General features: G+C 41.8%; 7 protein-coding genes. 5 read left to right on the forward strand and 2 right to left on the reverse strand.

The genetic code is table 11. From position 1 onward, the window contains the following. From ACTIEV_RS10335 to ACTIEV_RS10350, 4 genes are all read left to right on the forward strand, one after another. On the forward strand, nucleotides 1–3,758 hold a 3,758-nt coding region (locus ACTIEV_RS10335), incomplete at its 5' end, for an HYR domain-containing protein (RefSeq protein WP_439516433.1). A gap of 219 nt (nucleotides 3,759–3,977) precedes the next feature. Continuing rightward, on the forward strand, nucleotides 3,978–5,855 hold the full coding sequence (locus tag ACTIEV_RS10340; protein ID WP_322195798.1) for a CocE/NonD family hydrolase: 1,878 nt from the start codon (nucleotides 3,978–3,980) through the stop codon (nucleotides 5,853–5,855). A gap of 65 nt (nucleotides 5,856–5,920) precedes the next feature. Then, nucleotides 5,921–8,893 (forward strand): SusC/RagA family TonB-linked outer membrane protein, encoded by a 2,973-nt coding sequence (locus ACTIEV_RS10345; RefSeq protein WP_322195797.1) that lies wholly within the window; start codon nucleotides 5,921–5,923, stop codon nucleotides 8,891–8,893. Nucleotides 8,894–8,994: 101 nt separating this feature from the next. Next, nucleotides 8,995–10,365, forward strand: coding sequence for a RagB/SusD family nutrient uptake outer membrane protein (locus tag ACTIEV_RS10350; RefSeq protein WP_322195796.1), 1,371 nt, complete (start codon nucleotides 8,995–8,997; stop codon nucleotides 10,363–10,365). Between the two features lie 133 nt (nucleotides 10,366–10,498). Here the strand turns inward: ACTIEV_RS10350 and ACTIEV_RS10355 are convergent, their stop codons facing one another. Further along, complete coding sequence (locus ACTIEV_RS10355) at nucleotides 10,499–11,956, reverse strand: SusD/RagB family nutrient-binding outer membrane lipoprotein (RefSeq protein ID WP_322195795.1); 1,458 nt, start codon at nucleotides 11,954–11,956, stop codon at nucleotides 10,499–10,501. A gap of 18 nt (nucleotides 11,957–11,974) precedes the next feature. After that, nucleotides 11,975–15,100, reverse strand: coding sequence for a SusC/RagA family TonB-linked outer membrane protein (locus ACTIEV_RS10360; protein ID WP_322195794.1), 3,126 nt, complete (start codon nucleotides 15,098–15,100; stop codon nucleotides 11,975–11,977). 347 nt (nucleotides 15,101–15,447) lie between these two features. Between ACTIEV_RS10360 and ACTIEV_RS10365 the strand changes: the two genes are divergently transcribed. After that, nucleotides 15,448–16,281, forward strand: a complete 834-nt coding sequence (locus ACTIEV_RS10365; RefSeq protein ID WP_322195793.1) for a class I SAM-dependent methyltransferase — start codon at nucleotides 15,448–15,450, stop codon at nucleotides 16,279–16,281. Nucleotides 16,282–16,355: the final 74 nt, after the last annotated feature.

Raw genomic sequence — 16,355 nt, forward strand, 5'->3', positions numbered from 1 at the left:
ATGTAGGTGCGAACACGGTTACATTAACAGTTACTGATGTGAATGGTAATAGCAGTTCAGCAACAGCAACGATAACAGTGGTAGATAATATTGCACCAACGGCAGTAGCACAAAATCTAACCATTCCATTAAATGCAAGCGGTACAGCCACCATCACAGCAGCACAGGTAAACAATGGCTCTAGTGATAACTGTAGTATTGCAACGATTGCATTGGATAAAACAGCTTTCGATTGCAGCAATGTAGGTGCGAACACGGTTACATTAACAGTTACTGATGTGAATGGTAATAGCAGTTCAGCAACAGCAACGATAACAGTGGTAGATAATATTGCCCCTACTGCTATTGCTCAAAACCTAACCATCCACTTAAATGCAAATGGTGCCGCCAGTATCACCCCAGCACAAGTAAACAATGGCTCTAGTGATAACTGTAGTATTGCAACGATTACATTGGATAAAACAGCTTTCGATTGCAGCAATGTGGGTGCGAACACGGTTACATTAACAGTTACTGATGTGAATGGTAATAGTAGTACGGCAACAGCAGTGGTAACAGTGGTAGATAATATTGCACCAACGGCAGTAGCACAAAATCTAACCATTCCATTAAATGCAAGCGGTACAGCCACTATCACAGCAGCACAGGTAAACAATGGCTCTAGTGATAACTGTAGTATTGCAACGATTGCATTGGATAAAACAGCCTTCGATTGCAGCCATGTAGGTGCGAACACGGTTACATTAACAGTTACTGATGTGAATGGTAATAGCAGTTCAGCAACAGCAACGATAACAGTGGTAGATAATATTGCACCAACGGCAGTAGCACAAAATCTAACCATTCCATTAAATGCAAGCGGTACAGCCACCATCACAGCAGCACAGGTAAACAATGGCTCTAGTGATAACTGTAGTATTGCAACGATTGCATTGGATAAAACAGCCTTCGATTGCAGCAATGTAGGTGCGAACACGGTTACATTAACAGTTACTGATGTGAATGGCAATAGTAGTTCAGCAACAGCAACGATAACAGTGGTAGATAATATTGCACCAACAGCAGTAGCACAAAATCTAACCATTCAATTAAATGCAAGCGGTGCCGCCGGTATCACAGCAGCACAAGTAAACAATGGTTCAAGCGATAATTGTGGTATTGCAACACTTGCGTTGAATAAAACCAACTTCGATTGTAGCCATGTAGGTGAGAATACGGTTACATTAACCGTAACGGATGTGAATGGCAATAGCAGTTCAGTAACAGCAACGGTGACAGTGGTAGATAATATTGCTCCAGCTATTACAGCGCCTGCCAATATCAACCAGGGAACGGATGCTGGTATCTGTGGCGCAACTGTAAGCTTGGGAACACCCATAACAGCAGACAACTGTAGCATTGCCAATGTAGGCAACAATGCACCAACACTTTTCCCTGTAGGTACTACCGTAGTTACTTGGACTGTTACTGATATGAATGGCAATAGTAGTACGGCAACACAAACCGTTGTCATAACAGATACTGAAAAGCCAAAAATCACCGCACCGGCATTGGTAAGAGTGGTAAACACAACAGGTACTTGTAGTGCTCAGGTGGATCTAGGAAAACCGCTAACCAGTGATAATTGTGATGTTGCAACAGTAACCAATGATGCGCCTTTATTATTCCCTGTGGGTACTACCATTGTAACCTGGACTGTAACAGATGTACACGGTAATGTTACAGATACAGCTAAACAGTTGGTAATAGTAATTGATAACGAACTGCCAACGATCAGTGTGAATCATATCAGCGTTCATAACGATGCAGGTAAATGCGGTGCAACTATTGCGATACCGATGCCGGCAACAGCAGATAATTGTGGAGTAGCAAGCGTCATGGGTATTAGAAGCGATAACAAATTGCTGAAAGAAGACTACCCTGTAGGTACTACTACCATTACTTGGACCGTAAGGGATCTAAATGGTAATCTGAAAACGATTACTCAAAACATCCAAGTAACAGACAATGAAAAGCCGATCATAACATGTGCGGCGAATCAGGTATTCTGTGCGAATACCGGTGGTAATACACAGTACACGATACCTGCATTGCATCAATCAGATAACTGTGGTATTGCCAGTACAACATATAGTATTACCGGCGCAACCAATAGAAGCGGCATGGGTACAAATGCGAGTGGTGATTTTGCAATGGGTATCTCAACGGTAACCTTTACAGTAACCGATATCCATGGCAATACAAGTACCTGCAACTTTACGGTAACTATTCAGCCATTACCTGTTGCTAGTATCAGTACCGCCTCACCGAATGCACTCTGTAACCAATTTGTGTTAACAGCCAATAGCACACTGAATGGTCCGTTTACTTACCAATGGTTGTATAATAATAATACCAAAGCAACCATGCAACAGTTAAGTCTTGGTTTATCAGATGCAGATGGTATTTACAGTGTTTATACAACGGATGCAAATGGTTGTAGAAGTGAATTGCCTGCAACGTATAACTACCAGAAACAAAACCTGGTAAGCAGTTACACCATTTTAGGAACCAAAGAAGTGAAGTTGGGTCAATATAATAAAGTTGAAACAGGTAGCGTAGGTGTAATGAGTAGCAAAGGTGAAGCCGACTTCGATAAATACAGTTCTGTAACAGGTGCGGGTAGCTTTGTAAAAGCACCAAGAATCGATACAGATAAAGGCGTAACAATCACCAGCAAGATTTATGGTGTTGCCAGTGTAACCCTGCCAACCATGCAGTACAACCTGAGTAATACTAGATACCTGCAGGATAAGACCATCAACTCGAATACTACTGCAACCGTTAGTGGTAACTATGATGAAGTAACCCTGAAGAAGGGATCGAATGTAACCTTAACGGGTACGGTGTTTGGTAAGATCAAACTGGAAGAAGGAGCAAGTGTTCGATTCACATCTACTACTATTGATGTAGAAGAGATACAAATTGAGAAGGGTCCGAAGACAGGTGGCTACAGCTATATTCGTTTTGCTCCAAATACCAGCGTTCGCGTAAGTAAAAAAGTAACCATTGGTAGCGATGTGATCGTGAATCCGGAAGCGTATCAGGTTACTTTCTACATGACAGATAACAGAAGAGATGAAGAGAAATTCCATGTGAAAGGAGATGATACCAGGATTACTGCCAATATCATATTACCGGATGGTAAGTTGAAAGTAACCGGTGGCAATTACGGAGATGATAAATGTGATCACCGAGCACACAGTTCTAAAGATTGCAAACACAAAGGTCATGGACATCACGATTGTGACCACAGGGCTCATAGTGATAGAGATTGTCGAGACGATGTATTCATGACCGGATTGTTCATAGCCGAAGAAGTGGAAAGTGAGGGTAAGCATATCATCTGGAATTCTTATAACTGTTCAGTACCACCGGTACCGGTGACCATACATACTGCGAATACCAGTCAAGCAACTGTTGTTGAGGAAGCTACAAGCTTCAAGCTGCAAGCTGCAAATCGTGTGGAAGAGGACTTGAAAGTGACAGTGATGCCGAATCCGACTCGTACTTACTTTACATTGAAGCTGGAGAGTAAACAGGATGCACCGGTGATGCTCAGAGTGATGGATGCTTCCGGACGTGTGGTGGATAGCAAAGCCCAATTGGGATCGAATAGTACGGTACAGATCGGCCATGCTTATCAAACCGGTAATTACTTTGCAGAGTTTACACAAGGAAATCGTAGAAAAGTAATTCAATTGATCAAGATGAGATAAGTAAAACCATTCTATATCATTTCGCCCTGTAACCCTGACAGCCCGCTTCATTTGGAGCGGGTTTTTTTTCTAAAATACTGGATCAAAAGCAATTATATATAAGTATTAGATTTTGATGTAATTCTTCTACAGCGCATAAAAATTTTATTTAATCGTTATATTTATGCAACGTTTTGATCATTTGCGCTGCCTTCATTTTAAGCGCATTAAAGAAAACTTATGAGAAAATTGTTTTTACTGCTTGTCGGCGGTACGCTATTCCTTGCATCTGCTGCTCAGGATACTGCGGCTATTTACTTGAAACTTCAGGAAATAGCTGTCATTGATCAAAAAGTCATGATGCCTATGCGCGATGGTATCCGATTGGCAACCGATATTTATCGTCCGAAAGGCAATCAAAAAGTTCCCATTGTATTTTCTAAAACACCCTATCAATTTAATACCTGGGTTGATGGTAAAATGACCACCCGCACTTTAGAAGAAGCTTACAACGCTGTTTCACGCGGCTATGCCTATGTAGTTCAGAATGAGCGAGGCCGCTACTTTTCTGAAGGTGAATGGAATATTCTCGGTGCCCCCATCACAGACGGTTATGATGCATTTACTTGGATGGCCGCCCAGCCCTGGAGCAATGGTAAAATTGGTGTGATCGGCTGTTCTTCTACCGCTGAGTGGCAAATGGCGGTTGCTTCACAAAACCATCCTGCACTGGCTGCCATGGTAGCACAGGGTTATGGTGCGGGTATTGGTCGCGTGGGTAAGTTCATGGAACAAGGTAACTGGTATCGGGGCGGTGCCGGACAAATGCTCTTTACCGCCTGGTTATACGGTACACAGAATGATAAGTTCAAACCTACATTCCCAAAGACCGTACAACAAAAAGACTTACAGCGCTTACAACGCTTTTATGATATGTCTACAGAAATGCCAAGGGTTGATTGGTCGGTAGGATTGCGTCATCTTCCATTACAAGACATCATTAAAAATGTAAAAGGACAAGAAGGTGTATATGAAGATATGATTCGTCGCAAACCCAATGATCCTAAATGGTTCAAAGGTGGATTGTATCATGATGATATGCCATTGAATACACCGGCTTACTGGTTTGTTTCCTGGTATGATGTGTCTTCTGCACCCAATATTGCACTCTTCAATCATGCTCGCAACAGTGCGAAAGACAAAGCCATTGCCGATAATCAGTATCTCGTCATCGCACCGGTATTACATTGCTCTTATAAAAGAGCTACAGAGAATACGGTTGTAGGAGAAAGAAGTGTAGGTGATGCGAGATTGAATTATGATGAATTGACCTGGGGATGGTTTGATATGTTATTGAAAGGAGAGCAAAATGATTTCAAACAAAAGAATCCACGGGTACGCTACTATACCATGGGTAGCAACAAATGGCAACAATCAGAAACTTTCCCACCTGCCGGAGCAGAAATGCAGTCTTTCTATTTAAGCAGTGCAGGCAAAGCCAATACCAGAAATGGTGACGGACAATTATTAGCAGCACCACCCAAAGAAAACAAACCCGATGCATTTCAATATGATCCCATGAACCCGGTGCCGTCGTATGGTGGTAATGTTTGTTGTACAGGAAATGCCGTGCAAGGAGGTTCTTTTGATCAATCAACGATGGAGTTGAGAGATGATATCCTGGTGTACACTTCTGATGTATTAAAAGAGGGGGTAGAAATAACTGGCTTTATTGAATCAACACTTTATGTGTCTTCTTCGGGTCCGGATACGGATATTACCATTAAGTTGATAGATGTATATCCTGATGGTAAAGCATATAACCTCGATGAAACCATTCAGCGTTTGCGTTACAGAGAAGGATATGATAAAGAAGTATTCATGGAGAAAGGGAAAGTGTACAAAGTAGATCTCACGCCGATGGTAACAAGTAACTATTTCGCACCCGGGCATCGCATTCGTATTGAAGTATCGAGCAGTAATTTTCCTCGCTTCGACAGAAACATGAATACAGGTGGTAATAATTATGATGAAACAACGGGTATGAAAGTGGAGAATACAATTCATCATTCCACACAATATCCTTCCGTCATCAAATTACCCATCATTAAAAAATAGTCTTTACATCCAAGTTTTATATAACCATTTCGAAAACCCAATTATTCACAAACAAAATGCTGAGTATGCAGAAACGTTATCTACTGAAAACGCTGCTTCTATTGTTCTTCTTTATGAAGATGATAGATGCAGGTGCCCAGGGGTTCACAGCCTCGGGTACAGTTAAAGAAAACGTAACAGGGAATCCACTTGCAGGAGTATCTGTTACCATCAAGGGCACCAAACAGGTGGCCACTACCGACGCGAGCGGTAATTTTTCTATTAAACCCACCGGCAGAACCGCGGTGCTGGTACTAAACTATGTTGGTTATAAAACAGCAGAAGTAAGTGTATCGGCAGACAGACCTACTGTGAGTATCATGATGGAAGAAGAGATCAATCCACTGAAAGAAGTGGTTATTACAGGTCTGGCTTCTTCGATCAAACGTTCCAACCTTGCCAATGCAGTAACTACGGTTTCTGCGCGTGACCTCACGGGTACTACGCAGATTCAAACCACAGATGGTGCGCTGTATGGTAAAGTTCCCGGCGCAACCATTCGTATGAACTCCGGTGCTCCCGGTGGTGGTATCAACATTCAATTACGTGGTTTATCTAGTCTTACTCAGGCTTCTGCACCACTGATTGTATTGGATGGTGTGTACATCAGCAATGACTTTCAGCGTACAGGTCGTGCATCGGTAACAGGTGCAGGTGCTGCGAATCAGGATGATGGTGCCAACCGTTTGGCTGATATCAACCCGGCTGATATCGAAAGCATTGAAGTATTGAAAGGTCCATCAGCTGCCGCCATGTACGGTACCCGTGCGAATGCCGGTGTATTGGTCATCAATACCAGAAAAGGTGTTGCAGGAAAAACAACCATCAGCTTTGCACAAGACATCGGTTTTGCAACACCATTGAAGTTAATGGGTGTTGACAACTGGAGCGAAGCAAAGATCAACACTTTCTTCCCCGTTGCCAGAAGACCGATTGAATTAACACGTTATCAGAATGCAGTAGCTAACGGTACTTTTATTGACTATGAAGATTATTTCTACGGAAATACAGCTACCCTGCTGAATAGCCGTTTGAGCCTTCGCGGTGGTGATGAAAAGACCAAGTTCTTTATTTCCGGTTCTATGACAGATGAAGGTGGTACGGTGAGAAGAACAGGTTTTGAGCGTCAGTCTGTGCGTGCAAATATTGACCATAAACTGACCAAAGACATCACACTGAGTGTTAACTCTAATTATAGCCGTAGTAATACCAATCGTGGTTTTACCGGTAACCAAAATAACTCAGGTGCGAGTATTGGTTACAATATTGCTTATGTACCGAATTATTTTGATCTGCGACCAGTAAATGGTATTTATCCTACCAACCCGTATTTCGCAGAGAATCCGGTGGCGGTAACAGATAAAGGGATCAATAACTCATTGGTAAACCGTTTTATTCAATCATTCGGATTGGATGTAAATCTGTTGCGTACTGAAAAATCACAATTGAAATTCAAACTGAATGGTGGCTTGGACTTCTTCCAGAATTCTACCAAAGTGTATCTACCGGATGATTTACAGTTCCAACGTGGACAGGCAAATCCGGGTGATGTGTTGGTAGGTAGACAACAAACCATGAATACCAATTTCCAAGCTGCGATGGTATATAACTGGGAAGTGAAGAAAGTAAGCATGTCTACCCAAGCCGGTATGGTTCGTTTGGATTTTAAAAACGATGGACTCTTTAACCGTGGTCGTGGTTTGGCGCCCGGACAATCTAATATCAAACAAGCTACCGTACAAGAAGTAGAAGCACAGTTTGAGAATTCTCAAAGAGATGTCGGTATCTTCTTACAACAAGAAGCAAATTTTGAAGACAAGATCATTGGTACAGTGGGTATCCGTTGGGATAAATCCAATACCAATGGAGATCCAAATAAATACTATGCATTCCCGAAAGCGTCATTGGCGGTGAACCTGACTAATTTTGATTTCTGGAAATCACGCACCATTACACAGTTGAAACCACGTGTGGCTTATGGTCAAACAGCGGGTCCTGTACCTTTTGGTGCAACCTTTACTTCACTGGGTGGTGTGAACATTGGAGGGTTATTGGGTTCAACAGTAGCGGTGAACGTGGGTAACCTCAACGTTAGACCTGAAAGAGCAGAAGAAATTGAATTTGGTTTGGATGCGGGCTTCTTCAATAACAAAATTTTGTTTGAAGGAACTTACTATATCAAAACTACCAAAGACAACTTGCAGCCATTGAACCTTTCTCCTTCAACAGGTGTAGCAACTACACTGAGTAATGAAGCTGAAATGAGAAACAAGGGTATTGAGTTGGCTTTATCCGGTACGGTGATCCAAAAAGAAAAGATCAAGTGGTCAACTCGTTTGATGTGGTGGAAGAATGATGTAGTGTTAACCAGACTGGGTATTCCTTCTTATACAGCAGGTGCTTTCGGAGCCGGTTTAGGTACTTTCCTCTACCAGCAAGGTGTAGCGCCTACTACCATCGTAGGTACACCGGCAGTTTCTCCGGGCGTATTTACAGTGTGGGGTAATGCACAGCCAGACTGGACTTCATCATGGTCTAACAACATTACTTTCCTGAAGAATTTTGATCTGAATTTCTTGATGGAATATCGTAGTGGTGGTGATAATATCAACCTGACTTCATTCCTCACCGATGGTGGTGGTACTACCAAAGGCTGGTTTGAGGATGATAACAAAGATGGTATCCCTAATGGACGTCAGCGTCCGCCTGCACCTTATAACAATGCAGGTCGCTGGGTACAGGACGCAACCTTCCTGAAAGTACGTGAGATCGGTTTGTACTATACCGTTCCAAAAGAATTCTTAAGTCGTACATTCGGAAGAGTGATTCAGCGTGCTAAGGTTGGTTTCTCCGGAAACAATGTTTTCTTGGCTACCAAGTATCAGGGTTATGATCCTGAAACATCCACCTTTGGTGCACAAGCTGTTGCCAATAACGTAGACGTGGCTCCTTATCCAACAGCCAGAAGATTATTCTTTCACTTACAAATTGACTTCTAAATCTCAAATACATGAAATGAGCCAACAGAGCGTTTGATATTGAGATGATTGAATTTTTTTGGCGAATTCCATGTGACAATAATTACAATAAAATTACACACATGAAAAAGCTTCAAATACTATTAATAGCGGGTGCTGCAGCATTTCACTTTGCATGTAACCCACTGGAAGTAAAAGAGCTGGTTGACCCAAATAACCCAAGTGAGTCGAGTGTGTTGAACAACGCTACTCGTCGCCAGGTGCAGTTTCTGGTAACCGGTTTGGAACAAAGACATAGAGGATATGTCACCAATATATCTCAGGCGTGGAATACTTTCGGAAGAGAAACCTGGTATCTCAATGCATCCGACCCTCGTTTTCAAACCGATTGGTTAGGTCAGGCAGGTCGTGTACCTGACGCTGCCTACTTCGGATTTGGTGCCACCGGTGGTGGATCTTATGCAACACCGTATCAGTGTATCAAACAAGGATATGTACTGATTGATGCTGCAAATAATTCAGGTGAATTGTCTGCGCAAGAAAAAAGAGCCGTGGCCGGTTTTGCTAAAACCATCATGGCCTATCAGTTCATGATTCCTGCTAACTGGCAATATGAAAATGGTATCCGTACAGATGTAAAAGACCCATTAAAGCCCGGTGGTTTCAGGTCTTATACTGCCGCGATGGGTTTTGTGGATTCATTACTGAATGCGGGATATGATGATCTGAATAATGGCGGTACTACTTTTCCTTTTACACTGACAGCAGGATTTACCGGTTTTAATACCATTGATGGATTGAAAAGAGTGAACAGAGCAATCGCAGCACGTTGTGCAGTATATCGTAAAGACTGGCAAGGCGCGTTAACTGCATTGAATCTCTCTTTCATGAATCTTACAGGTGCGTTAGGTGCGGGTCCTGCACATACATTTGGTGCACCACCCGATGCATTCAATCCATTGTTCTATGTATTGGATGCAAATATCAACACCATCATCGTTGTGCATCCTTCTGTTTTGGCAGATGCTACACCGGGTGATGCACGCGTGGCCGCCAAATTCCACCAGCGGGCTACTCCTGTAACTATTACAACAGATGCAATGCCATTGGTAGGTACTCATCAGGATAAAAGATGGGCAAGCAATACCTCACCCATACCATTTATTAAGAATGAGGAATTGATCTTGATCAAAGCGGAAGCGCATGCTCAACTGAATCAAACGACTGATGCAGTAAATGCGATCAATATCATTCGAAATGCAGCGAACATTGGTAATTATGGTGGTGCTACTACACAGGCGGCATTGATCAATGAAATATTATACCAGCGTCGTTATTCTCTGTGGGCTGAACCATGGGGTCACCGCTGGATCGATGCACGCAGATATGACAGACTGAATACCATCCCTACATCATTTGATCAGGGAACCATCTTCAAACAATTCCCTCGCCCACAATCAGAGATCAACTGGGATCTGTATGCGGGAGGATAGGATTAGTCCATGGACCATGGCAAATGGTTAAAAAGAAAGAGGCAGTATCAAAAGTCTGATACTGCCTCTTTCTTTTACTACGGACTATTAGCTATAAGTCATCAGCCATAATCTATGGACCATGGTCCATCCACTAATTCGCATCCCACCACAACCTCGTAGTCAAAGCACCCACATTAGGTGTTTTGCTGTTTCTTGTTTTTTCACTGGAAGGGTAATCCAGTCTTCTGATGGGAGATGTAAGAATAGCTCCTACCGGTAATTGAAAGCCGGTATATGCATAATTAAATCTTCTGGCATCATCAAACGTAACCGGAGAAAGGAACAAGGCTTTGTATTTTTCTTCCAGAATCCTGGCTTGTGTTAATGCACCACTTCCTACGCCTACCGTTGCTCTTAAGAGATAAGCATCTCTATCTGTTGCGCTTACTCCTATCTTATTCATATTCGCTCTGATACCTTCAAGATAAGCAGTATAAGCCCTTGTTGGATTCGCAGCTCTTAGCGCAGCTTCTGCCTCGATGAATTTTACTTCTTCATAGGTGCTTACAAAAAGCGGAGAAGCATCACCACTATAAAAACCGGCTAATACAAGATAACATTCATCATTGGTGGTTCCTGTACCTACACGCCCCACACCATTACGCGTTCCTCTGTAATCATTGAAGCGAGTAAGATTGGTAAGTCTGGGTAAACGCGGATCCTGCGATGCTGTATTGGCATTCATGGAATTGTTGATGAACTGTGTACTCAACCAACCATCCAATACCAATCCGGCTTGGTTTCTGGCAACCTGTGCCCATGGATTACGCAAGGTAAAAACAGTGACCCTTGATTCCATATTGTTATTGGTGTAGGCACTGTCTACTGCAGATAAAACTGCTGTAGCGCTGTATCCTGTTGTCTTAGACAACTGTTGTAACAGTCTTGCTTTAATGGCATAGGCAGTTCTGATCCACCAAATTCTGTTGGTGGTATTCCAAGCGGCAGAACTAGCTGCTGCATTACCATGCATAAAATCTGCAGCAGGTGTTACGCTAACAGTAGGTGTTTTGCGTAGTTCGGCAATACCCTCATCCAATAAAGTAATACACTGTGTATGCAATTGTTGTGCGTCATCAAACTTAGGCGTTAAGTTGTCTCCTTTAAAAGCTTCCGAGAAAGGAACATCACCCCATAAATTGGTTGTTAAACTCAAGTTGATCGCCATCATCACTTTTGCCATACCCAAATGTGCAGAGCTGTTCAATTTAATAGACAGTTCCTGTAAGTCATAGAGGTCTGTCATGTTATCATACAAGTTTCTCCAAAGCGTACTATAGTCAACACGATCATAAATATCTGTTGGACTCGATGCATTCGGTGAAGCGAAGTATTGTACATAATAATTAGGACCTGCATTGGCAACACGAAATACATTCAGTCCGGTATTCTGTGTAGTAGCTGCCAACAAACCATTGATAGGTGCTTCCGTAGGTCTGTTGGGGTCGTTATTGATGTCTAGATATTTCTTACAACTACTGCCGATGATTGTTACTGCCAGTAACAAACAGCAGAGAAGTTGATGGGGATTGATACTATATTTTTTCATGATCTTCAAGTTTGGGTGTTAGAAATTAACATTCAGTGTCAGGAAATAACTGCGTACACCCGGATAAGTAAATCCGGCAAAACCATCCGCATTGCTGTCTGCACTTGTTGAACTGTTTTCAGGATCAAAACCTGAATACTTGGTCCACAATAAAAGATTGTTTCCCGTTAAGGTAACAGAAGCATCTTTTATGAAGTTTTGTTTTTTGAAAAGTTTAGCAGGTAAACGATAAGATAAACTCAACGTACGTAAACGAGTCCATCCCGCATCTTCCACAAAGTTTTCAGTAACACCTCTATGAATATTTCTGTAGAAACCATCACCATAGTTTCTTCCATCAGGTCCTACTTGTTGTCCTAACCAAACCGTTTGTGTATTGGCAGCACCGCCGGCAACTACACCCGGGAAAACACGTGTGCTATTACGATCTTCTGTGTATTTAGCAATACCAAAAGCACTCATGAAATTTCCCAACTGATTGAATCGCTGAAAACCACTTCTGATATCAAATAATACAGAGAGTGTGAGGTTTTTATACGTGAAACTATTATTGATACCCCAAATAGCACGCGGTTGTGAGTTACCCAATAAACGTTGATTGGTTACATCACGAATAGGAAAACCGGCACCGGTACCGGTGGTAGCAATCAACATGGGAAGATCTCTGCGCAATGTAATTCTGTCGTCTGGGGCGGTTCCATAAAAACGCTGATAACCGATACCATATAAACCACCAACAGGTTGGCCCACTACCCACCGCTGTGTAGCACCGCTGTTGAGATAACCAAACTGACTTCCAATCACAATATCAGTTAAACCCGGAGCCAAGCTAATGACTTTATTGCGGTTACTGGTGAAGTTCACACTCGCATCCCAAGTAAAATTATTCGTCTTAACAGGTGTACCATTCACTACCAGTTCAATACCCTTGTTTTCAATTTCACCCGAATTCAAAATGAAAGAATTAAATCCGGTTGTATTCGGAACCAATACCGGGTTTACTACGTCTTTACTGTTGATCTTATAATAGCTAACATCAAAACCAACACGGTTATTGAGGAATTGTATTTCTAAACCAATCTCACGGTTATCGGTAAACTCGGGTCTCAGTTCAGTAGCGCCTCTTACATCATCTCTGGTCCAACCAATCACATTGTTCACAGGTTGTCCAAATGCGTTGTTGTAATAAGTATTGGTAAGATAAGGCGTCACGGGTGCAATACCGATCTTGGCAAATGAGCTACGTAACTTACCATAAGAGATCCAAGAAGGTAATTCAAAATGCTGACTGAATACATAACTCAAACTGGCACTTGGATAAAAGAAGCTTTGGTTACCACTGGCAACAGAGCTCGCCCAATCATTACGTCCGGTTACAGATAGGTATACAAAATTGCGATAGCTCAAAGTAGCATCCCCAAAAACACCCATGGTTCTGAGTGCGGTTTGACGACTGTTCTGTGTTACAAATTTTGCATTGTTGAGAGAGAGTAGTGTGGGCACATCCAATTCACGACCTTCTGTTTGCTGGAAATTATAACTCTGGTCAACGAGATCATGTCCGGCTCTCACTGTTAATCCGAATTGATCACTCAAATTGAATTTACCGGTTACCAATAAATTGCTGTTGAGGATTTTATTGAGGATGCGATACTCTCCAACAAATCCCAATGCATTATCAGCAAAGTTGATGACGCCGGCACGAGGCACTTGCGCAGGTGCGGTTGCTCTTCTGCTGTCTGAGGTAAAATCATAACCAACACGATAGCTGATGTCTAACCAACTGATAGGCGCATAGTTGATGGCTACATTGGAAATCACACGATCTACTTTATCCTTGAACAAATTATAGTAGGCGCCAAAAATGGGATTGTTGTTTCCATAAGTTTTATGTGTGCCGTCTTCATTTTTATAATCACGTACATCCCATCTTGGACTCCAGTAAGTGAGACTTTCATTAAAACGATCAGCATTGTAGCGCAATCCACCGCTGCTGATATAGTTTACGGATGGGTTCAATTTTAATTGATCACTCAACTTCAAAGTAGCATTCAAGCGAGCGTTGAAATTGGAGTAGTCGGTATTCGGTAAAACACCTTTGTGTTTAAAATAACCAAAAGAAGAATTGATCAATGCTTTTTCAGTTCCACCACTGATGTTTACCGTGTTGCGATATTGATAACCTCTTTCATAGGCTCGGGCATAGTGATGGAAAAGCTGATCGGGGTGCGTAGGGTCGGCTGTTTTACCGGCAGCTACGGTTGGACCAAATGAAGGGAAGAAATCATTTCTATTGTATGTGTTGTTATAACCTTGTGTGTAGGTGGTTTGTACATCAGGAAATTTATTGACTTCTTCAGTACCCACTGTGGATGTATAACTCACTCTCATTTTACCGGTCTTGGCACTCTTAGTGGTGATGACGATCACACCATTACTACCCCTAAAACCGTATAGGGCTGTAGCTGCACCACCTCTTAAAATGGAGAGACTTTCAATGTCATCGGGATTAAGATCTGATATCCTGTTGCTCATACCTCTCAACGCAGCATTACCCCCTTCGACAACCGTACTATTGTCAACGATCACCCCATCAATAACAAACAGGGGTTGATTACTACCTAATGAGCTTTTGGGTCCGCGAATCACAATTCTGGCACCCTGTCCCGGACCGCCGCCGGTAGAATTGATCTGTACACCCGCTACACGCCCTTGAATAGCATTGATGAGATTGGGTTGCTTGCTTTCCAAGAGATCTTTATTGCTGATCTCTGTAGCTGCATAACCCAATGCTTTTTTCTGTTGCTTCACACCAAAAGCGGTTACCACCACTTCACTCATGGCCGTACCACTGCGCAAGGAAATGGAAAGATTATTGCTGGTACCCACTTCCACTTCTTTGTCTTCATAGCCGATGGCTTTGACTTGTAAGATTACTTTTCCGGAAGGAATAGCAAGTGTAAATGCGCCTTCTTCATTGGCATTGGCTCCTGTTTTGGTGCCTTTGATCAGAATACTGGCATAGGGAACGGGCTGTCCTTTTGCGTCTGCGACTTTACCCGTAATTGTGCGGTTTTGTGCAATACTAAGTGTGCTACAGAATAGCAAGCACCAGCACCACAAGTGCGGTAACAATTTTTTCATAATAGTTATTTTAGGTATTAGATAGGATAGAAAAGATACAAAAAACAGTTTAAAGGTGAATGATACCGGTATAAATTGATCCATCAGTCGAAATGCAAAACAGTAATTAATTATTTATATAAAAAGTTATGTATATCAAAATCAATGACTTATTCGGTTTCTTGCGGATTTTGGATCAAAAATCTCTAAAGGATAATTATGATAAAATAGTTGAAAGAATACGGATGAGACCGGATTGATGAAGCTGTTTTCATTAGCAATCGAAGTGTTACAATTGAAGAACCCGAATCGATGAATATTTTTTTCTTTGTTCATCCACTTTTATATTGAACTTCTAAATGCAAGGTTTGAAGCAGAAAGAACCATTAAAGATTTTTACACATCAGTACCCGAAATGGTTATTCAACCACCCACAATGGATACGTTTTATTTATCTATCCAATTATCTTACACAACTTCGAAAATGGCATATTGCAAAACGGCTAAAGCAATTATTAGCAAAAAGGGGCGACTCATTTTCGCTGCTGGATGTTGGATGTGGTGAGGGTCAATTTCTTTTTCCCTACGCCGCCACCCATACCAACAGCTTTTTTAAAGGACTGGATCGTGCAGAAAGCAATATTTCATTTTGTAAACAATATGCAAAAGTGCAGCAATACACACATGTTGTTTTTGAGCAAATAGAAATTGAATCTTTTAATGAGTCAGACAAGTATGATATTTCCTTATGCTTATCTGTTTTACCCTATTGTACAAATGATGATCTGGCGTTGGCTCAATTGTATACATCCATGAAGACAGGTGGAGAGCTTTTGTTGTATGTGCCGGTAAACAATACCATACTATTGCCTTTCTATAAGCGCATTATTAGCAAATATGATAGCTATGAAAGCATTCAGAAAAATCAAAAAATATATACCGAAGAGCGTATAAAAGAACTCTTGTATCAAAACCGTTTTACAATCACTGAAACAAAGAGCACGTATGGCTTTTGGGGTAAATTGAGTAATGAGTTATTAAATAGTCATCTTATCCTTTTTAATGCATACATACTACCCTTGAAAATTGTTGTACTGGTTTCATTGATCATTTTTTATCCATTGATATTGCTGTGTATGATACTTGACTTTCTGTTACCTGCTGTATCAGGAAATGGATGCATGATTGTTGCCCAAAAATAAAGAAGAGACAATCGATGGTTTTTTTAGAAATAGATCAAATGATACTTTCTTATCTTCAATATTCAAATTACGAT

The organism is Sediminibacterium sp., assembly GCF_051861365.1.
GTDB lineage: Bacteria > Bacteroidota > Bacteroidia > Chitinophagales > Chitinophagaceae > Sediminibacterium.

Excerpts from the sequence above, each read along its gene's own strand:
- ACTIEV_RS10340 (WP_322195798.1), top strand. The coding sequence starts at position 3,978 with ATGAGAAAATTGTTTTTACTGCTTGTCGGCGGTACGCTATTCCTTGCA.
- ACTIEV_RS10345 (WP_322195797.1), top strand. The coding sequence starts at position 5,921 with ATGCAGAAACGTTATCTACTGAAAACGCTGCTTCTATTGTTCTTCTTT.
- ACTIEV_RS10350 (WP_322195796.1), top strand. The coding sequence starts at position 8,995 with ATGAAAAAGCTTCAAATACTATTAATAGCGGGTGCTGCAGCATTTCAC.
- ACTIEV_RS10355 (WP_322195795.1), bottom strand. The coding sequence starts at position 11,956 with ATGAAAAAATATAGTATCAATCCCCATCAACTTCTCTGCTGTTTGTTA.
- ACTIEV_RS10360 (WP_322195794.1), bottom strand. The coding sequence starts at position 15,100 with ATGAAAAAATTGTTACCGCACTTGTGGTGCTGGTGCTTGCTATTCTGT.